This window comes from Sulfitobacter brevis, from assembly GCF_900112755.1.
Lineage (GTDB): Bacteria > Pseudomonadota > Alphaproteobacteria > Rhodobacterales > Rhodobacteraceae > Sulfitobacter > Sulfitobacter brevis.
Genome location: NZ_FOMW01000016.1, coordinates 41,138 through 61,585, shown reverse-complemented (window position 1 = coordinate 61,585; position 20,448 = coordinate 41,138). Strand labels below are relative to the sequence as shown.

At 53.5% G+C, this 20,448-nt stretch carries 19 protein-coding genes and 1 pseudogene; 13 read left to right on the top strand and 7 right to left on the bottom strand.

Features of this window, described 5'->3' with window-relative positions:
- Positions 1–22: 22 nt before the first annotated feature.
- Both BM174_RS17625 and BM174_RS17620 read right to left on the bottom strand, forming a co-directional pair.
- Entirely contained in the window at positions 23–1,627 is a 1,605-nt protein-coding gene (locus tag BM174_RS17625; RefSeq protein ID WP_245766432.1) for an ABC transporter substrate-binding protein, read from the bottom strand.
- 38 nt (positions 1,628–1,665) lie between these two features.
- Complete coding sequence (locus tag BM174_RS17620) at positions 1,666–2,463, bottom strand: inositol monophosphatase family protein (RefSeq protein WP_093925168.1); 798 nt, start codon at positions 2,461–2,463, stop codon at positions 1,666–1,668.
- A 261-nt stretch (positions 2,464–2,724) separates the two neighbouring features.
- Between BM174_RS17620 and BM174_RS17615 the strand changes: the two genes are divergently transcribed.
- The 9 genes from BM174_RS17615 (at position 2,725) to BM174_RS17575 (ending at position 12,093) form a co-directional block, all read left to right on the top strand.
- Positions 2,725–3,483 (top strand): DeoR/GlpR family DNA-binding transcription regulator, encoded by a 759-nt coding sequence (locus BM174_RS17615; RefSeq protein ID WP_093925167.1) that lies wholly within the window; start codon positions 2,725–2,727, stop codon positions 3,481–3,483.
- Between the two features lie 260 nt (positions 3,484–3,743).
- Positions 3,744–4,337, top strand: coding sequence for a hypothetical protein (locus BM174_RS17610; protein ID WP_093925166.1), 594 nt, complete (start codon positions 3,744–3,746; stop codon positions 4,335–4,337).
- Positions 4,338–4,529: 192 nt separating this feature from the next.
- Positions 4,530–6,293, top strand: coding sequence for a site-specific integrase (locus BM174_RS17605; RefSeq protein WP_093925165.1), 1,764 nt, complete (start codon positions 4,530–4,532; stop codon positions 6,291–6,293).
- A gap of 32 nt (positions 6,294–6,325) precedes the next feature.
- On the top strand, positions 6,326–7,684 hold the full coding sequence (locus BM174_RS17600) for a hypothetical protein (RefSeq protein WP_143092483.1): 1,359 nt from the start codon (positions 6,326–6,328) through the stop codon (positions 7,682–7,684).
- Between the two features lie 36 nt (positions 7,685–7,720).
- On the top strand, positions 7,721–8,542 hold the full coding sequence (locus BM174_RS17595; RefSeq protein ID WP_093925163.1) for a hypothetical protein: 822 nt from the start codon (positions 7,721–7,723) through the stop codon (positions 8,540–8,542).
- 242 nt (positions 8,543–8,784) lie between these two features.
- The gene (locus BM174_RS20890; protein ID WP_143092482.1) at positions 8,785–9,117 is read left to right on the top strand and encodes a hypothetical protein; all 333 of its coding nucleotides are present in this window, start codon (positions 8,785–8,787) and stop codon (positions 9,115–9,117) included.
- A gap of 238 nt (positions 9,118–9,355) precedes the next feature.
- Positions 9,356–9,736, top strand: coding sequence for a hypothetical protein (locus tag BM174_RS17585; RefSeq protein ID WP_093925161.1), 381 nt, complete (start codon positions 9,356–9,358; stop codon positions 9,734–9,736).
- Positions 9,733–10,155 carry a hypothetical protein gene (locus BM174_RS17580; RefSeq protein WP_093925160.1) on the top strand — a complete coding sequence of 141 codons (423 nt, stop codon included), beginning with the start codon at positions 9,733–9,735 and terminating at the stop codon, positions 10,153–10,155. Before BM174_RS17585 ends, BM174_RS17580 begins: the two co-directional genes overlap by 4 nt.
- Before the next feature lie 288 nt (positions 10,156–10,443).
- On the top strand, positions 10,444–12,093 hold the full coding sequence (locus BM174_RS17575; protein ID WP_177209516.1) for a DUF3987 domain-containing protein: 1,650 nt from the start codon (positions 10,444–10,446) through the stop codon (positions 12,091–12,093).
- Positions 12,094–12,921: 828 nt separating this feature from the next.
- Here the strand turns inward: BM174_RS17575 and BM174_RS21455 are convergent.
- Positions 12,922–13,149 (bottom strand): annotated as a pseudogene (locus BM174_RS21455) (IS6 family transposase); the annotation flags it as partial.
- Positions 13,150–13,401: 252 nt separating this feature from the next.
- Here BM174_RS21455 and BM174_RS17565 point away from each other — a divergent pair.
- The 3 genes from BM174_RS17565 (at position 13,402) to BM174_RS17555 (ending at position 16,080) form a co-directional block, all read left to right on the top strand.
- Positions 13,402–14,220, top strand: coding sequence for a cyclase family protein (locus tag BM174_RS17565; protein ID WP_093925158.1), 819 nt, complete (start codon positions 13,402–13,404; stop codon positions 14,218–14,220).
- Positions 14,221–14,223: 3 nt separating this feature from the next.
- Positions 14,224–14,619, top strand: a complete 396-nt coding sequence (locus tag BM174_RS17560; protein WP_093925157.1) for a carboxymuconolactone decarboxylase family protein — start codon at positions 14,224–14,226, stop codon at positions 14,617–14,619.
- Between the two features lie 261 nt (positions 14,620–14,880).
- Positions 14,881–16,080 (top strand): aminotransferase-like domain-containing protein, encoded by a 1,200-nt coding sequence (locus BM174_RS17555; protein ID WP_093925156.1) that lies wholly within the window; start codon positions 14,881–14,883, stop codon positions 16,078–16,080.
- A 513-nt stretch (positions 16,081–16,593) separates the two neighbouring features.
- Here BM174_RS17555 and BM174_RS17545 read toward each other — a convergent pair.
- Both BM174_RS17545 and BM174_RS17540 read right to left on the bottom strand, forming a co-directional pair.
- A complete protein-coding gene (locus BM174_RS17545) occupies positions 16,594–17,445 on the bottom strand; it encodes a DJ-1/PfpI family protein (protein WP_093925154.1) in 852 nt (283 codons plus the stop codon).
- 1 nt (position 17,446) lies between these two features.
- The gene (locus tag BM174_RS17540; RefSeq protein ID WP_093925153.1) at positions 17,447–18,088 is read right to left on the bottom strand and encodes an NAD(P)H-dependent oxidoreductase; all 642 of its coding nucleotides are present in this window, start codon (positions 18,086–18,088) and stop codon (positions 17,447–17,449) included.
- A 125-nt stretch (positions 18,089–18,213) separates the two neighbouring features.
- Here BM174_RS17540 and BM174_RS17535 point away from each other — a divergent pair, with 125 nt between their 5' ends.
- The gene (locus tag BM174_RS17535; protein ID WP_093925152.1) at positions 18,214–18,579 is read left to right on the top strand and encodes a winged helix-turn-helix transcriptional regulator; all 366 of its coding nucleotides are present in this window, start codon (positions 18,214–18,216) and stop codon (positions 18,577–18,579) included.
- Between the two features lie 555 nt (positions 18,580–19,134).
- Here BM174_RS17535 and BM174_RS17530 read toward each other — a convergent pair.
- Complete coding sequence (locus tag BM174_RS17530; RefSeq protein ID WP_093925151.1) at positions 19,135–19,476, bottom strand: hypothetical protein; 342 nt, start codon at positions 19,474–19,476, stop codon at positions 19,135–19,137.
- On the bottom strand, positions 19,469–20,443 hold the full coding sequence (locus BM174_RS17525; RefSeq protein WP_093925150.1) for an alpha/beta fold hydrolase: 975 nt from the start codon (positions 20,441–20,443) through the stop codon (positions 19,469–19,471). The genes BM174_RS17530 and BM174_RS17525 overlap by 8 nt, the downstream gene beginning before the upstream one ends.
- Between the last annotated feature and the right edge of the window lie 5 nt (positions 20,444–20,448).

Genomic DNA, 20,448 nt, shown 5'->3' with positions numbered 1-20,448 from the left:
GGCAGCCTCCGTCTGTGACTGTTCAGCCGATGGTCGTGGAGGCTGCGTCCATGGTGCCATCGGGATAGATAAACAACCCTTCGACATCGGCGCGTAGGCCATGCATCAGGACCGATGTGAACAGGCTGTAGGCCGGAACCTTCTCCGCCAGCAGAGGCATGAGATTGGTCTGCAGACTTTCCTTGCGCGCCTCCAGAGAAGGTGCATCGCGCTCGGCGTCCAGCGCCGCATCGATTTCGGGATCGACGATCCCGCAGATGCGCTTGGACGAGGAATGGAAATGCGTCCTGAGAACCAGATCAGGCTCGGGCGACGCACTGGTCCATCCACAGTCGATCATGTGGCCTGGGCCACCACCTGGTCGGTCGTAGAGACGCTCGTTCCAAGCGGCCACTTCCATTACGTTCAGCTTTACGGGGAATCCCTGCTCCTGAAGAAGCGCCGTGATCACCTCGCCGTATTCCTTGGTCTTGGGGTAGAAGCCGACGGACGTGATGTATTCCAGCTCGGGCAGGCCCTCGCCTTTGGGATACCCAGCCTCGGCCAAGAGACGCTGGCACTCCTCAGGATCGTACTCTGGGTAATTCTCGAGATCGATGTAGCCAAACTTGATCGGCGATACGAAATTCGAAGAAGGCTCTCCGGCCGTGCCCATGATCTGGTTGATCAGGTCGCGGTCTATCGCATGACAAGCGGCCTTGCGCAGCAGAGGATTGTCGAAAGGCGGCTTTGAGCAACGGAACCACAGATACTTGTTCTCAACGGACACAGCACGGTTCAGCTTGATGTCGGGCTCCTTTTCCAGCGTTTCGACCTGCTCGGGCTCGAGCCGCTCGATGACGTCGGCCTGACCGTTCAACAAGGACAGCATACGCGTCGTTGCATCACCAACGAATGCGTAGGTCACGCCAGGAACTGACGGGGCACCGCGATAGTAACCCTCAAACGCCTCCATGACCGTGTCGTTGCCGCGCTGCTCGACGAATCTGAAAGGTCCGGTGCCGTTCAGGCGCTGGGACAGCGGGCCGTTCGGGCCGCCCTCGATGTCCTTAGCCGACATGATCGGCAGATAGGATGCAAGAAAGATGAACATCCCCGCGCCATACCCCCCCTTGGTCGTGTCAATCAGCACCGTGTAGTCATCGGGCGTGGTAACTTCGAAGCTGTCTGCCATGCCTGGATAAACCTGGCGCGAGCGTTCCGGCTGTGCGCCGTATTCGAAAGTCGCTTTGACATCCTTGGCAGTAAAGGGCTCACCATCGTGAAAGGTCACACCCTCGCGCAGCTTGATCTCGAGATGCGTCGCGTCGATTTGCTCGATACTCGTCGCCAGCTCGTATACAACCTCATCCGGTTTCTCTGGCATCATGGGATGGCGTGTTAGGAAGCCCATGACAAAGCCTTCGATGTTAAACTGCGACAGCGTGGTATGCGCCATCGGATCCCAGTTGCCGGTGATGTTTTCAGCTGACAAGCACATCAATGGGCGCGCATCCTGCGCATATGCCGAACTGAAGAAGAAATCGGGATTTATTCGGGCCGCGCCGAATGTCGCTCCCGCTGCAACGCCGTATCCAAGGAATTTCCTTCTGTCCATTTTATCTTTCTCCATGTTGGTGGACCGCATTTATTGGTCCCTTTGATTACTTTGTTATTGCGCGGTCTTCATGCCGCCTCGTTCGCCTGCAACTGGTGAAAATGGTCCAACATCTGCGCGTGCAACTCAGGTGTTGCAGCCGCGAGCACGTCTCCGTTTGAGCCGATGCCCAGAGGCATACCGTGCCAGTCCGTAATGACCCCGCCCGCGCCGCGCACGATCTGCACAACCGGGAGGTAGTCGTAGGGCTCGAGGCCCGTCTCTACAACAAGATCGCAAAGGCCAGATGCAAGCATTCCATAATTATAGCAATCACCGCCATAACGGATGAGCCTCGCCTGCTCTTTCAACGCCTTAAAAACGCCGTGCTTTTTTGGGCCGGCAAAGAGAAACGGATCCGTGGTGTAGACGAAAGCAGCCGACAGATCCCGACAATCACTTGTCGTGCAGGGGCTTCCGTTAAGCGTGCTCGGCTCACCCCGCAGGCCGGACCACCGCTCTCCTGTTGCCGGCATGTCTATTTGCCCCAAGCACGGTTCTCCGCCCTGCAATAGGGCCATAAGCCCGCCAAAAAGCGGGTGGCCGGTTATGAAGCTCTTGGTTCCATCTATAGGGTCAATCACCCAAACATACGGGCTGTCCAAATTCATGGGCGCCTCTTCCTCGCCATAAATTCCGTGATCGGGGTAGGCTTGGATTATGCGGCTGCGCAGCAACGCCTCGACCTCCCGATCAACTGCAGTCACAGGGCTTTCGTCCGCCTTCAGCTCTACCGTGAGGGGTTTGCGGAAATATCGAAGCGCCATGCGCCCTGCTTCATCGGCCACCTCACTCGAGAACCGCAAAGCATCGGAAAGGTTTATCATGTCAGACGCCCTTGCAATTGAAGTTGTAGGTTTAGACTACGAGCCAATAAGTTCAAAATACCACACAAAAATGCACATAAGTGCAAAATGTGCCAATCGCTTTATTTTTATGCAGTATTCTCGACACTTGCTCGGGACTTAGTCACATCTTAGTTTCGAAATGTGGCGATTTCAGTGGATTTCTTAGAATCATGTGGCAAATATTGCCGCAGCTCGTCATCGAACCTCAGAAGAAAACCGAACCTGACCGGAGGAACTGGCATGTGGTCGCATGAGCGCCAAGCGAAGATACTTGAGAGCCTTGGCCGCGACGGTAAAGTCCAAGCCCGAACCTTGGCCAACATGTTTGACGTCTCACGAGAGACGATCAGACGGGACCTGATGGAACTGGAGGGCCGAGGTGGCCTCTTGCGGGTACATGGCGGAGCGTTAAGTACCAGCGACAACGTTCATCCGGAGCCAGCCTTCGCGGATCGCTTGGAAATTTATACGGATGTCAAATACCACATCGGTCGCAAGGCGTGCGAGTTGATTTCGCCTTCATCCACAGTCTTCATTGACGCCGGAACAACCACATTGGCTTTTGCGAAATCGCTGATTGGCATCAGTGGCATACGTATCATCACGAACAGTATCGAAATCGCAAGGCTTGGCGCCTCTTCTGGAAATTGCGAAATACTCTTATTGGGCGGGAAGCCCCATCAAGAGGTGCCTGCGACCTACGGGGAGCTTACTCTTTCCGAGATCGACCGCTTTCTCGCAGATTTTGCAATCGTCGCTCCCGTCGCCTTTCACATCACTCGCGGCGCAACCAGTTATGAATTGCACGAAGCTGAGGTCGCGCGCAAAATGATGCGACGTGCCGAAAGCTGTATCATGCTTTGTCACTCTGAAAAGTTGGGAAAAGAGAGCCGGGTTGCGATATGTCGAGCCGACGAAGTCGATCACTTGGTCACTGATGCCGGAGAAGGGTCGGATATGAGACTGCCGCGGGGGACCGTCCACATTGCTGGAGGCTAAAGCAGATTAACTGAATGATGCTGTATAACGCGTCCCGCCTTTAACCTGAGAAATCCACTGTCCGAAAAGTAGGGCCTGCTTTACCCTCAATCGTTCCTGCTTTGTTCTACCTCTTAATAACACACTCCACTGTCAAGCATAACTTGCCGGTCAGGCACCTGTGCGCCGAAAAAGTCCGGGCAATTATAGGGTATCAAACAAACCTTTTTGGAGATTCTTTTTGCGGACCCATCTCCCTCCTGCAAACCACAGGAGAGACTATGAAACACGGCCCAGCACGCTCAAATCTACAGAGCATTACAAAAACTGATCTCGCGCAGCATCTGAACGTAGACCAGACATCTGTCGCGAATATTGCAACCGTCGTTGGCCTACAGACCGTTGCCGGCCGTTATCCTTGGCGACGGATATGGCGGATGGTCCACAAAACCGAGGGTGTGTTCTTAAAAGAGCACCACGCCGCGTTAGCAGCGTGCGGCTCCCCCATTCTTGATGAAATCGAAAGTCTCGAAGAGAAGCTTAAAGAACCGCTTTGGAAATTTCCTCAAATGGCACGCGCGCTCGGGCATAAGCCCGACACATTTGCGAAGGCGCTCCGAGAAGGCCGCAAAACGCTCCCCATTACACAACTAAATTTCGGACCCCGGATGCGTTTTTACCGTCCGCTCGAAGTTTTGTTGTGGCGCGACGAAGGCATTCTTCTCGACCTTCCTGAGAGCGTGCAGTTCGTCGCCGCTGAAACCCAGACGGCGATCGATACAGGCACGGTATCCCGATCCGCGGCACCCCAAAACAATGCCGAAAAATCGCTTTTCGGGAGCTTCGCCTCTGAGAAAATGAGCTCTGCGGGATAAGCAGAAAAAAGCGAAACACCCACCTACTTTCGGCTCAGAAAAATCACTAAGTGTTTCGCTTTTTTAACAGCATAGACGGAAATATCCGGTTTTAGCCGATGCCGGATTTTGGATTTTACCCTTTAAGCCAATATGGATATCATGACACAAATATACCCACCCCACTCTGTTTCGACCCGCAAGATCAACACTATGAAGGACGTCCGTTCCTGGCTTGAAGCCAGCGGTCCTGAATACCTACTGGCCTCGCTCCGCAGACTCGAGACAAATACCGCAGGCACACCTTTCTGCGATATTCCAGCCTCTTTATCCTGGATTGACGCACATTTTCCAAAACCAAAGGGGGGCAAGCATCCCCGCCCCGAACTTTGTCAGGGGCTGACAGCCTACATGAAATGGCGCGCTGATCTGATCCGCGCAGTTGAAATTGTATCAGGTGCTGCGACAGCTAAGACAGCGCGCCGCGCTCAGGTCGATGGCTGGACCGAACTCATCGCGGCCGGCAAGCTCCATACAAAAAACCCGGGTCTCATCCACACCGCATCCCTCTCATCCCTGAGTATCCTCGCGGACACCGCCCGACGGGCCGACGTCGAGCCTTGGAACTTGGCGGAAGAGGGTGTTCTTGATCGGCTTGAAGATGCATTTATGAAACAAGATGACCGCGGGAAAGTGCGCAAGGCCCAGCGTCTGCTGAACGATTTCGCATTCATTCCCGAACTTGCATCACTCTTGCCAGAAGAGCCGGTCAGAGTGTTTCTGACGTCGCGCCAGTATGACGCGTTACCGCCCCATCTGGATGCGGTTCTCGTCAAAATGGCCAACGAAGCCGGTTCGGAGCGAGACCACGTAACCGGTAAAGATGGAGCGATCGTTAAAGATGCGACCATCCAACATTATCTGGCCGCACTGCGGCACCATATCCGAACGCTGACAAAATGTGCTGCTGATGCCGCTCTGGGCTATGATCAACCGATCAAAGATCTCACTTCCGTAGGTGACGTGCGGGATCTTTTAACGTCCGATCATTTGCAGGCAACAATTCGCCAAACTGAGGAAGAAGAGCATCTGCCTGGCACTCTCAGCCAATCCAGTGCCTATGGATACTACAATAGAATACTCATCGTGTTGTCGCGCAACGAAATCGACACCAGTAAGATCTATCGGTCGATCCAAACCAGTGTCTTTCTTAGACAGGGCAAAGAGCTTGCGAAAGGGATGAACCCGAACACGCAAGCGTGGTGCGAAGCATTGTTGAATGAGCCCAACCGTGAACGCATATTTTCGCGCATGCATTTAATTTTAATGGCAAAAGCCGATAAGATCCTCAGCGCAGCCGAAGCTGAAGGCCGCAGGCTGACGGACAAGGAAATCACAAAAGCCCGTCAGCTTGGAACATGCGCAGCGGCCTGCGCAATCGAGTTGGCAGGTCGGCCAATCCGGCTGTCCAATGTTACCGGATTGCGGATTTCCGGCTCGCGTCGCAACTTTTTTAGACCGTCGAAAGGTCGTCCGGACTATACTTTCCGTTTGTTCGCAGACGAAACAAAATCAGGGAATCCTGAGGAACCTGTTCCACTACGAAAAGAGCTTCATGGACCCCAGGTGTTAGATTGGTATTTGCTTAAAATCAGACCACTATTCGAGCATGCTAAAGAGAGCATTTATCTCTTTCCTGCAGTAGAAAAACCCAAAGCTAAGTTGGGAAAGGCCACTTTCGACAAGTGGTTCCAAAGTGCCGTAGCGGGCGCAAATCTCCCGATGACGTTCCACCTCTGGCGTCACGGCTATGCGACACTTTTGCTCGACACGAACTGGAGCAATTTGCGGCTTGCCGCTGATATGCTGGGAAACACGCCTGCGGTCTGTGCCAGAAGCTACGTCTGGTTGAACAAGCCCAAGATTTTTCGTGCGGGCCAGGACGAAACAATTAAACGCATGAGGGCGCATCAATGATACCTCGTGCAATTTTGTTACGCGCAGAGCATATGGCGCATCTCCTCGATCATCCTGCCTTGGATGAAATGGACGATGCCGAATTGCGGGCATTGGAACAGTTCATGCGCTTTTGCGCTGAGCAAGCATTGAATGCGCCAGATGCTGTAGACATCGAAGCCTTTACCGAGCTTACGGCTGCTTCTTCGGCTGAAGTCACGTTGCTTGCTAAGGCCCTCGCACGCTTCGGAGCAGGTCCCGCGCTGTTGGCGGCACTTCGTGAAACCGGATTAAAGGTTGAACATCGGACAAGCTTCAAGGGCGTAAACAAAGGTCCAAACAGTGAATACCGGCGCAGCGTATCGGTGCCTATCGAAGGTTTGCCTAATGCTTGGCAGTCAACGCTGCAGCGCCTTAAGGCCGAGCGAGCTTTTTCGGACAGTATCCTTAATAGAATGGAGCGAAGACTTGGGATGTTTGTTTGGTCATCTTGCCAAGACGGGCTTCCACCAGATTTGAGATCCTTAGCTGCACAGAGGGCGCTTTATCGCGATATGCGGGCCCGCTCAGCCGATAAAAACGAAGCGGTGCCCAGATGGTCCTATCTACGCTCAACTTGGGAGGAGCTTAGGCGTTTCGCCAGGGCCCACAACCTTCCGAACGACGCAATTGAGGAATTAAGCAACACATATCAAGTGCTTGTGCGTCTCGAAGCGAAACAGGAACCGCTAAAGTTCAGCAAAATTATGACGGCAGGCACTACGTCATCGCTGCTGGCAGAAGCTGAAGAATTTCTTGCGCATGCGGAGGCTGCAAAAACTCCTGATAAACGATGGGCGTTGCGCAACCGTGCGGCAGCAATCGCCATTGGATGTGCCATCCCGGCGCGTCCGGGCGATGTCAGCAAACATCACATCTTTGGCGCCGGTATTACTTATGATCCTGCCCGCAGCGTCTATCGCTTCTGCTATGTTCCAGGAAAGACAAGGTGCCTGAGACCTGATCTGCTCGACATCTCGCTCCAGCCTTACTGGAACAAGTTCATCGACGCGTTGATCCTGCAAGATCAGGATTCTCGATATCTCAATGCCCTGCGCGCTAAAGCTATCACCGACAAACGTCCTTTGTATGTGAATTACGATAGAACACCATGCGCGTCCCCTTGGTATAGCCGTGCTTGGGTAGCAGCTGCGGATACAGGCGGGCATATTGCGCGCACCCTGATCAACGATGAATTTAGCGACATGGGCGAGTTTGGCATTCAATATGCTGCTGCAGCAAACCACCATTTCTCAGAAAAAATAAAAGCCAAATATAGATCAGGCAACGCGGTCAGAAAGAGCTACGCCCGCGCCCACGATACTATGTCTGAGCGTTTCAAAATTGATGACGACATTAGCGACCTCATCTGAACTCAAACTGAACAATTTAAAATTAGGGTTACCATTATGCACTTCGCTGACATCGACAAGACAAACGCTCTCACCCCTCAAATGCGCGCCTGTATTCACCTTTTCGGACATGCCGCGAACGGGCTTGATATGATTCCTCTGGCATCCTTTGAAGGCATGTTCCCGGAAAGCTTCGCCGACGTGAAGTCTCCGCTTCAAAAGCGCATTCCAAACGCCCGCACCTACAAGCTCGCGCGTCGGGAAGTTTTGCAGATCCTTGTTCAAAATGGGTATCGTGAAGATCCTTGGGAGAAGTTACGTATTCTAATTCGAGCAGCCGGCCTGAAAGAAAAACTTGAGCACAACTGGAGCCGTCTCAAAAAACACGCAATAGCCGCAGGGCTTACTCCAGCTGATGTGACTGCGGAGTGGGTTTGGTCATTGGACGCTGAGTCTGCTGCCGGATCACACCGAGGCTTTCTTCGGTTAGGGGTTGTCGCGTTTGATGCACTTTTTGACATACCAGCGGTGGTCGATAGCGGGCTCTTGCCACCAAAACGGATAGGTTTCCCACCTGTTTATCTCTCATCTGGAGAATTAAAAGCGACGTTGCCGCCGCAGCTGGCTCAAATAACTAAAGATGCGACGACCAGCCACAGGTCGGCGCTGAATACCATCTGGCGAGCCATTATCGCATCCGATCTCCAATTTTCAGAAGATCCGTCGCCCGAAGAGTTACTCGCGGCTCAAGCTGAGATAGCTCAGCTTCCAAGAGAGTCCGTTAGCGTTAGCGAAACGTCCTGGATTATCTATCAGCGAAATTTTCGTGCGGCCTTGCGCAAAGCAGTGCGCCAATATGGAATGGAGAGTGTCGTTTAACGCCTCAAGCGTCACCCGCAGCCAGCACCTAACCAGATCATCCGCCTTTTATGATGACTGCCCGGTCTGCAAACTTCCTTGGGCGTTATAAGACGGCCAAACGGCCAGCTGAGACGCACTACAAAACGCCGTCAAACGCCGCGGTTGCGAAGCAGCAATACTGCATTGCAGACGTCCAGCTTGAATGTACCAAATGCGAACACGCAAAGCTTGGAGCACATGTTCAGCCTCGAAGCGCATCTATGGTCCGTATACAACCAGAGGATCGGGACTGCGCTTTTTGGCAATCCGGCTCAGGGCTGGAAGCCTTTCGGAAAAACTGGCTGTGGCACAATATGTCAGAGCGCTTACACCACGGGCCGCACATCGTGCGGACGCTGATCTATGACGCTGTCGCCGCGGATCCAAAGCTCGACGCGGTCGTGGCGCAAGTCCTGTGTGGCCATGGCAATCTTACGAGCCGAAAGTTCTACGAAGTGGAGTCGAACCGCTACAGGCGGATCGCCGGTATCAATTTGTTAGGCGCAATTGCGCGCGGGCTGGATCGAGAGATTGGAGCTGCCCAGCAAACTTAGTGGTGAAGACCGTAAAATAGTAGCAGGTTCGGAAGCGCGAGTTTGCAGTGCGGGTGGAAAAGAAGGGAAGGGTGGGCTGGTTTGGTTTCCGTTTCTCTTGCCGCCTCTTTGTGAGCAGCAAGAAAAACAACAACAAAGCCAGCTCAAAAACACACGAAACAACGCGTGGGTGAAAGGAGGAGCTCCAACCGCGTGCTTGGCCGTCAAACGGAGACGGTAATAAACAAAGGAATTTCCGATGATACGGAAACAATTTCTCGCGCAGGTTAAATCCTTTATCGCGCAACACGATCTGGACCTGCAGCATTCGGTACTTCTGCTCGGGGGCTCTCCAGCCCTCATGCGGCTGCAGCGGTTCCGGCAGTCACTCACAGGTGCTAATGGCAAAAGCCTGCGCCTCGCGCGTGAGCTGAACTGGCTTCATGATCTTCTGAGCCTCGAGCATGTCGCCGACATTGACCGTGAAGAGTCCGCCTATTTCGCAATGATCGACCTCGACGACCAGGCTGTCTGGGCAATCTGCACTCTTACAGAGGCCGTGAGTGCCCTGATAGACAGCCACCGCGCCTTTGAGGCCGCTGGCAATGGTTATAGCCAAAGTAGTGAGGTGGCGGCATGAGCTATACATACATTCGCCGTGAGGAGGATCTCGAGCACATGGCAGCAAGAGCCATCAGTTCGGGGGCCAACTTTGCCGATCTCTACGCGCGATTTGGCCCCGTGCTGAAGGGCTATCATCGACGGTCTCTGCCCCACACACTCAACCGTTTGGCCTGTGGTGAGGTCTTTGACGCGCAGGATGATGAATGCGTTTCGGCGATGGGGGAGGCGCTGGTAGCTGCGGCCAACGATATTCTTCCGGGATACGGAAATCGGATACTGCATGAATGTACGCATGGAGATCTCCTATCCAGCAAGATGCTCGAGGATTTCCGCGGGTTGATTTTGCGGTGGCAGAGCTTCGCCCTGGTTCGTGGACAGGTACGCGCCCGGATGGCAGCGCGCAGGGTGCTGGCCGAGATCGGGGTAGGCGGCTGAGAGCGGCAGACGCAAGGACCTTGGTGAACCTTTTCGCCTGACGTCGTTGGCAAAGAAGCCCCTGCGGACTTGGAATTTTTTTGAGGCCGCAGGGATTTTTAGTTTTAAGTGTCGGTCGCCTGTCGGTCGCCGATATTAAAGAAAAACAATAGTTAACAATAACTTATATAATTTGTCGGTTGTCGATCAGAGGCTGTATACTCTTGACCTACTTTGGGTCAAACCTGGCAGATCTAAATCTGCAATCGTCTCCATGTCCCGTGTGCATGAAAAAAAGGAATGCACAAAATGACAGTAAGCAACCGAACAAAGAAGCAAGCGAAAGAAGCACAGGACGTACTGTTCAGCGGCCTCAATGTCGTAGAGAATGGCAAACGACGCATGCTGACCGAGAACGAACGTGATGAATTGATAGCAGTTCTTGCTCTGCGGGAACGTCCAGAGGCTCTCTCAGTCGAAAGCCTCATACCCAAAGGCTCATTCTCCGAACGTCTTTGCAGTTTTTTTAAAGAAACTGATGCGAGCTACGCGCTGCCGCTGTTCCAGTTAATATCGATGGCTTCGTCTTTTCTAACACAGACTGGAGCAACCATACAAATTCCCGGCCTGAATCCCAAACGGCCAATTTTGTGGACCATTGTTTTGGCTTCCTCTGGAAGTTCAAAGACGCTTGCAACAGACAAAGTGGCAGAAATGCTTCAGCCACAAAACACGGAAAATCCTATACATATGTTTCCCACTGGAGCGACCGACGCGCAATGGATTATTGATCTGGCTGAAAACAACGGATCATACTGGTATCAGGATGAATTAGGTCAGGAGTTTAATAAAATTAATAAAAACCCAACCTATGCACGAACCAAACAATGGATACTGGATGCATACTCGAACAGACCAATCAGCAACCGAACCAAAGGCGACAAAGAAAAGCTTGTCATAACTGACCCACACTTTACCTTATTGGGGCTCAGTGTAAGGGAAACCTGGTGCGACTGCGTTGATGTGACCAGTATGCTCGACGGATTTTGCCAGCGGTTTAACTATGTGATCGCTGAACCACGTACCGATACAAACAGCTTTGATCATTTTCTCTATTTTGCCGGTGACAATATAGCAGAATGGCAGGATAAACTTTGCGAGATTTGGAATGCTCTTTGCGCGCAGGAAGGCGCGTCGACCCCTTACCAGTTAGATGGTGGGGTCCTGCCGTATTTAGAGAAATGGTGGCATGGGCTAAAAAATGACTGGGGCGACGGTGTTTTGCCGATCTCGTTCATCCGGCGCACAGGGTTTTCGATTCTGAGCTATCTTGTCGTATTGCAATTCTTGCTTGGCAAATCCAATCGCCCGATCGATTTGGAAACCGCTAAACTGGCAACTAAATACGCTGAGTACCATTTTGAAAGCACCATGATTATGATCCGTGAGTACGGCCTGACGGGAAGGGGCCACGTCGAGAAAGTTGTCAGTGTGCGTGACAGCCTACTTAGTAAAGGAGCAATGAACGTAACTGTGCGAGACATCCAGCGAAAGCTGAGCAAAAATCAGGGCAAAGAACTAACCAAAGACCGAATAGCCCAAATTCTCAAAGTGCTTGATCGGCTGAGCCGTGAACCAGATCTATTTGATAATTCTTTCTGGAATGAAGGGAGCGATGTGGAGGCCCGCCGTACGAAGCTTGAATTCCTGGAGAAACAATATGCTCCTCTTCATGAGCAGATCGAGAAGAGAGAGAAGTGGCGCAATGACAAACGCATTCAGGCATTGTTAAAATCATACCGGAAACGAAAAAATGTAATTGTTGCTGTCTCCGAAGGCATTAACTTACACGACAATGTCGTACGGCTTGTGAGTACTGACAAAGATCTTAAAGATCCTTGTGATTTGGTTACCTTAGACAATCCACAGTTAGGCGACCAAAGTCGAAGTCTGCGCTAATCCTTAAGCTGTCGAGTGAAGACGATAGGTTCGTCGGAAAATTTGGCAACTATCTCCTGTAGTATCCCAATGCTTCGTTGAGGGATTGGATACTACTCGTGGACAACTCGTGTCTGGCTGCGCCGCCGACATAGGAGCAGAATAATTGTTTGATCTATGAGCGGTCCAGGAACGGCTCAGGTTCGACACAAACGGCGGAATACGGACTTTCGCTGCGACCGCAAAGCGGCAGGACAGCTTAAGCGAGAGCGGACATTCATATAGTATTGAAACAGGGAAATGTCCCGCACCTCTGCAAGGCAACTATATAGCCCAAAGCGAAGGATGCTAACCGTATCAACGTCGTATTATTGAGGGAGCAGGCCATAATCTGCCACAGGAAGCGCCCAAAGCCTTCACGGAAGCGATTATGGAGTTAGCTGACAGAGCTACGGCAACGGCGCGGTCCGAAAAATGTGAACTGGTCTCAGTTCTCCAGTAAACACAATCTGTTAGGCTGCGCAGAGGTCGCGCCACTCCGCCAGGGCAGAATGGTTTTTTTGAGTCATCGTCTCAGAGCATGAAACTGCCTGCCCCGCTCAGGTGAGTTTTGTATGACATGACCCCGCGACGCCAATTACTCGCCCTGATGGAGCCGGTTGGGATCACGCGGCTTTCCAAAGTATCGAAAGCTGGACAAAGGCCAACCTACTGGTGCGGCACGCGTGGCGCTGGCGCGAGAGTTCGGCGGTTCTGAAGAAGATTGGCACAGTGCGACCGACGGTGATCTCTTTCGGGCGTGGGTTCTACTCAGGGTCGCACGTGGATCACAATTGAACGTTTCGATCAATATGCGCGCATCTGGCTGACCCCTTTCTTGCGAATTTCAGCGGCAAAGATTGGGCCAAATCTGTTCCACCAAAATCGAACTGTTTCGTGGCTGATATCGATGCCGCGTTCATTCAGCAGATCCTCTATCTTCTGAAGCGAAAGTGGAAACCGAATATACATCATAACGGCCAACCGGATGATCTCTGGGCTCGTCTTAAAATATCGGAAGGGGCTGTGTTTTGTTATCCTGCGGCGCTAAGTGTTCGCACTGCCCGCCTCAACAAGTTTTCTTCTGACAATTCCCAACAAACACACATAAGGGCGGACATTTGAACAACTGCGTGCCCATGATGCTTGATCGGTGTTCAGGTTTGCATCAAAATAAGAGTTACGGCGTTCTACTGGGGAATGTCGCTTGATTAGGCGGAAGAAACTGATGATCTTGCTGTCAAACAGGAGGTCACTTAGGGCATGCCGGCGTATCGGAGGATTAGAACAATGTGCGATATCTGTGTGATGAACAGCGTAAAGGAAAAGATGCTTTCACGCCGAAACTTCTTCAAGGGCACAGCGGCGGCCGCGGTGGGCGCAGCCGCTGCCGGCAGCTTTGTAGCCAAGCCGGCGCTGGCGGCTGGTCATGGCGGTGTGGTCGACATGACCCACACGTTGTCGGGAACGTTTCCGACGTATTTCGGCGAGCCGGGATTTTCCACAGAGCAGGTATTCAACTTCGCCGACAGCGGGTTCAACCTTTATAACTTGAGCATCAATGAACATACCGGCACCCATATCGACGCGCCGTTGCATTTCAGCGCTGACGGCACTTCTGTCGACGAGATCCCGATCAGTGACCTGGTGGCGCCGCTCTGTGTCGTCGACATCGCAACGCGCGCAGCGGAAGATGCCGACGCACAGGTCACGCCGGACGATCTGAGCGCATGGATCGCGGCCAATGGTGATATCCCTGATGGAGCCTGCGTGGCGATGCATTCCGGTTGGGCCAGCAAGGTTGGCGGCGACGAGTTCCGCAATTTCGACGGGACGGCACAACATTATCCAGGCTTTCACGTCGAAGCGGTGGAGATGCTGATGGAGCAGACCGGAGCGCGGTCAATTGCTGTGGATACCTTGTCACTGGATCACGGCATGTCCGCAGATTTTGCGGCTCATTACGCTTGGCTGCCGTCAGGCCGGTTCGGGATCGAGTGCCTGGCAGGCCTCGATGCGGTTCCGGCGGCCGGGGCAACATTGATCATCGGGGCACCGAAACACGCTGGCGGCTCAGGCGGTCCAGCGCGCATCTTTGCAATGGTCTAACGCGTGGGCACCGTTCCGCTTTTGTCGGATGAGGAGGTCAGCGCGTCGGCGCTGGCCGTCTTCGACGATATTCGTGCCACACGCGGCAATGACTACATCAACAATTTCTGGCGCGCGCTGGCCCATGACCCGATCACGTTGCGTGCTACCTGGGACCGGCTCAAAGACGTTATGGCGCCTGGTGCTCTGGACCCGCTGGTGAAGGAATTGCTCTATATCGCAGTGTCCACGGCGAACGGGTGCAGCTATTGCATTCATTCTCATTCGGTGGCGGCCAAAGCCAAGGGTATGACGCCCGAGATGCAAACCGAGTTGCTGTCTGTAATTGGCATGGCTATGCAGACCAACGGGCTGGTTACAGGACTTCAGGTTGAGGTGGATGACGTATTCAAGGCGTGATTGAGCGCGAGCAAAAAGCGCCGAGCAATATGGAATGTGGTCGACCTGGTCCGATCAATAGGCTGCGGGGAGATCTTGGAAACCAACAATTCCCACAGATTGACAGCCAGAGATTGAACCGAGACAATTTACAGTGGTTGGTAATGGTCTAAAGATCTCATCTCTTATGTCACTCCGCACCTCTCGAGACGACGACCCGCCGCCTGAATCACAGCATCGCAGTTGACGGTGTCGACGTTTACCTGATCGGAGGATACATCCATGAAGCGCCCCGCGTTTGCCAACTGGCTGTCAGACACAAATGACATAACGCAGACCTTCCTTTCGGCGGGTCAGATATCCGGTCTGATCAACATGGCGGGCGGGTTGCCCGACCCGTCGACTTGGCCTGTCTCGGACCTGTCGGATCTCGCGGCTGCAGCTGTCGCTCAACATCCTCACGAGGCGCTGGCCTACGCCCCGATCGAGGGTCTTCCCGTCCTTCGTGACCTGATCGCGCAACGCTTCTCTGTACACGGTATGAGGCTGACCCGTGAAAACGTCCTGATTACGACTGGCGGAATGCAGGCGCTGGATTTGATCGGAAAGGTTCTGCTGGAACCGGGCAGCCTGATCGCAGCGCAGAGTCCCGCATATCTTGGCGCACTGGACGCCTGGCGCCCACGCCAGCCAATTTATCGACCGATGCGGCTGGAAGCGAATGACTTCGATCCTGTCACGGCGCTTACTGGCGTACAATTCGCCTACACAGTCCCAAATTTTTCGAACCCCTCGGGTCGATTGGTCAGTCTGGCGGAGCGGCAGGCGCTGGTGGAGGCGGCTCACGTCACGGGAACATGGCTGGTCGAGGACGACCCCTATGGCACGCTTTATTATGACAGTGCTCCGCTGCCGCGGATGTTGACACTTTCAGCACAGAGAGACGAAGGCCTCTATGACGGGCCGGTGATCTACATGGGCACGCTGTCGAAGGAACTCGCACCTGGCCTCCGCATCGGCTGGGTAGTCGCCGCACCAAATATGATAACAACGCTGGTCACGGCGAAGCAGGGGTCTGATATGTCAACTTCGGGCCTTTCCCAGCGGATTGCGCACGACAGCTTCGCCAGCGGTCTGACTGACCATGTTTTACCTAATATCTTGTCGCTTTATCGCGCACGGCGCGATGCGCTCTGTGCGGCTATGAAAGCGCATCTGGACGACCTGTTCGACTGGCAGGTTCCCTCCGGCGGCATGTTCGTCTGGGCGACAGCGCGGGATGCCAGTATGAACACCGACCATCTCCTGCGTGAAGCCTTGTTCCAGGGTGTTTGCATTACCCCGAGCAGCGTCTTCGACCCCGAGGGCCAAAACCGCCGTTCGATCCGCATTAATTTCACGCTGAACGACCCGGACAAACTGGCTGAAGGCATTCGTCGTCTTACGGTAGCGGCAAGAGCCACCATCGCCAAGCCCCAATGACGTCGTAACGGTATATGAGAATCGAAACGCAATAGGCGGTCACAAAGGTGGTGCGTTCCAATCTGCACGACATGCGCGCCGGTGTAGTGCCTGACGCCGTAAAGACGGCAGACCGCGAGGCCCACAAGCGCATGATGGATGCCCAAACGCTTGGTCTGATGACCTTAAGCGCGGCTGCTTCAGGTGTAACGCCGAAGATATCGAAGAGTACTTTCGGAGCTATTGCAGAACGCTGAACGAAAAATTGCGCGAACATCCGATCCCCATTCAACAGCGCCTTGAAAAGGCTAAGGCGCGGACCCGGTTTCGGTGAGGTGAATTTGGGCGGGAAGAAGTCATTCGCTGCAGTTGCGAGCCAGGATTGCCCCTCGGGCGAGAGCTGACATTCAGACAAACGGATAAACGGGGTTTCTTTCTGCACCGCGGAAGGCAGCACCGAGACCAATTCGACCGATGCTGCAAGGCGCACAAATGTCTGCAATGCGCCTTGCTACCAGATTCGAGCTCACGCACTTATTTCAGCAAAGTTTCCGCTGCCAATCGGCCAAAAGCATTCGCGGCCTTGGGGCTCGCACCCGTAATCAGACGCCGATCGATATGACATGATGCATCCGCTTTCGTATTGCTGATCTGTGCGCCCAGTGCAGTCAATTTCTCACAAACCCACCACGGCATAGGGCCCGGCAAGTAGCCTATCATCGGGGTTTGTTTATCAACTGAATCTGGAAACACGGTCATTTGGTACCCGTCATACAAGAACCCTTTTTCGGTCTTGGCGGCCAGCAGTGCGGCGGGACCGTGACAAAGAGCTAACGTAAATAAACCTTCTTCATGGGCCCAATGCAGCACTTTTCCGACGTCGGCATTGTCGGGCAAACCGAGCATCGCACCGTGGCCACCGGGGATGTAAACCGCCGCATAAGGCGCTGCATCATCCATCTTTCTTGCCACGAACTCTGCAAGGCTGCCGGGGTTTGCAAAAGCATCTGCATAGTCGCGGAAAAGCCTTTTGACGTCCGCATCTTCAGTGGGCATCGCCCACGCCTCAATTGCGACAGGCCTGCCGGTGGGTGTCACAATATCAATTTCAAAGCCTGCATTCATCAGATGAAGCATTGGCAAACCCATCTCGACGGGATGGTTGCCCGTAGAGAATTTTTTCCCGTTGGCCATCGTCATATTGCGTTCTTCGGTGCAGATCATCAGCAGGCGGTTTTTGCGGCCCACGTAAGGTTTGGCATAAGCCCCGCCATCGTAATCCGTGGTGGACGACGTTCCCAATTTAATCGCCAAAGGTGAAGGGCTGAATGCACCGTCGATAGTGGGTGTCGGCGTCGCGCGGAAAAGCTTGCGAAGAAAGCTCATATCAGTTGACCTCCGTGACGATTGTGTCACGTGATTTGCGGACTTTACCCATAGGAAGCAACCAATCGCCGCTCTCGTCGCGATACCCAAGAGGCAGCAACACAACTGACCGTAAGCCGCGCTCTTTAAGGCCAAGGATCGCGTCCACGGCATCGGGATCGAACCCTTCCATTGGCGTGCTGTCGACCTCTTGCTCGGCGGCGGCGATCAGCGCGACACCCAACGCGATGTAGGCTTGGCGCGCGGCATGTGCGTAATTTTCCTCTGCTTCGCGCGGCAGGTAGTTGGCCTTGAGATTGTCATAGTAGGCGCGAAGCATCGGTAGGTCTCCGCGTGCCGCGACATTCAGATCAACGACGTTATCAATGCGCTCGGCTGTGTAGTTATCCCAAGCCGCAAAAACCAACAGATGGGAGCCATCAGTGATCTGCGCTTGTCCACCGGCTGCCTCGGCGATCTTGCTTCGGATGTCAGGATTGGTCACCACAAGCAGCTCAAAGGGTTGCGTGCCACTGGATGTCGGCGACATGCGGATCGCTTCAATAATCGCATCAACCTTGTCCTGTGAAACAGCTTTGGAAGGGTTCATTTTCTTGGTGGCGTAGCGCCATTTCAGAAGATCATTTAGTGGCTTTGCAGTCATGTGTTTCATCCTATTGTCAGCGCCTTCAATCGGCGGTATATATTTGTAACCGACTACCTATGAGGTACTTTCATGCGCCGCAAGAAGGCACATTTTTGAACCTCGGTTACACGAAGGGAACCGCCATGCTGGACAACGATCAATGCCCCGACTGCAAACGCATCAATGAGGTGCTGTCGCGTGTTGGTGACCGCTGGAGCGTGCTTGTCGTGATCTCTTTGGCCCAATACGGGACGCTGCGGTTCAATGAACTCAAGCGCAACCTTGGCATCTCGCAACGGATGCTCAGCCTGACTCTGAAAGAGTTGGAGCGCGACGGTCTCGTGAACCGAACCTATCACCCAACAATCCCACCAAAAGTCGAATACAATCTCACCGAAATGGGTCAGTCATTCCGAGAACCTGTCAGTGCTTTGGGTTATTGGGCACTGGAAAATCTCACCACGATCGATGCTGCGCGGGAAGCATATGACCAAAGCGCTGAGCCGTAGTCTTGGACCCCTCCTAAAATAACAGGGATCGAAGTAGAAATTTAGCTCGTGTTTTCCGACAGGAGTTCCAACAAAGCTTCCGGGTGCTGGTTGAAATGCTGGTAACCATCAAAGCTGCTGTCAGTCCGGAAAAGCGTCGCCTGATCAGGACCGACCCAATTGCCCCGGCCTGATGCGCGAGCTCGGGGACTGTTCTGTCAATCTTGCCGACATCTCAGCGGGCCAGTGTTGGCATAAGGCGAAACGTCGACGTCAGAAATGGAAAAGGTCAGGTTGCACAGTGGGGCCTCGCGCAACTGGTGACGCCTGAATGGTTCAAGAAGGAAAACATGACGAACCTGCTTATCCTTGATATTCTTTCGACAAGTGGACACGAGAGCGTACACTAAGTTCGCAATGTCGGATGACGGTTAAGTCCGCAGCAGTCCGTGGCTGAGATGGCGGCGAATAGCTCCTTCGTGCCCAATGTGACCGATGCTGCGTAGTAAACCAAGGTCAGCATTGCTCTTCACGCATCATCTTCTTGAGCGCTGAGACGTTTGGAGGGGCAGGTCATCAGACCTGCCGACCTTTGTCGAGCCAGAGGGCATGGGCTGTTGGCCATGCGGGAACCTTTGCCGTTTCAAAGCCATACACTTTACCCGTTGCAAACGATTTGAACGCCTTCATCGCCTTAAGATGCGCACCCGTCGAAAGGTAGGCCAGCATAGCTTTGCGAGAAGTCCAAACAGTTAAAGTGTGATGAACGCCGTCGATTGTGCGTGCATCTGCCGAGAGGCATCCATCCGCTGACTTTGCTTGCGACATTGATGCGGCTGCATGAAGCCAGAACCTCGGCGCATGCCATACTCTTTTCAGCTGCAATCCAGTGATCGAGACGTAAAAGAAGTCAGCCATATGTGGTCCCCAAGTGATACCCACCCGTGATCCAGTTTCGGACCAGATAGGTAAACTCCTGACCCTTGTCCTGATAACAGAAATGGCCGCAATTTTCAAAAATTGTCAAAGCACTCTTGGGAAGGCGCTTGTGCAATCGTTCTGCATTATCGGTTGTCAGGAAAGCGTCTTGATCAGCCCAAAAAACATGAACCGGGACTTCGAGCGTATCCAGATGGGGATCAATGGCTTTGGAGCCTTCTGGGTAATGCTTGAACCATCGAGAAACCTGACTAATCCGCCCTTTGTATGAGGCAACATAGTCCGCGACCTCTTCTGCTGATGGGCTGTAGTGCAAGTACCCAAGCTGGATGGCACCTGCAATAAACGCGCGCGGGCCGGTCATATTCACCATCGATCGCCAGAACCCGGAATGAATAATCTTGGTGACAAGGCTGCCGTTGTCCGAAGGCAGAATGCCCGGTCCATCCCCGACTAAAATGCTTGCTGCCTTGTGATTGCGGTGAATGACATAGTGCAGCGCTACCGGCATCGCGATATCAGGCGCGACAATATGAATGTCCGTCAGACTCATTTTGGAGACAAATTTTTCCAGGAAGGCACTTTGCGCCTCGAATGTCATAAAGCTCATGTCACCTGCGCTGCGGCCAAAGCCCGGCAGATCGAGGGCGACCAAATTAGCGTCATTTGCAAGAGCGTCCCAAACCTTATCATAGCATAGGATGCTTTGCGGTAGTGGGCTCAGAAAAAGCACGGTTGGACCGTTCGGATTGCCGGCCCTCGCAAAGCGGATATCCACACCGTCCAAGGTCATGCGTTCCGGTTTCATTGCGAAACGTGCTGGGGTTTCGCTTATTTTTGCGGCCCCTTTGGCACGCAGACGCCGCACTTTGAAGAACTCAGGCGTAATCATCATCAAGCTTGCCGCGTTCATGCGGCCCAGCATTCCAATTGGGTCTTTTGGCATCTTAC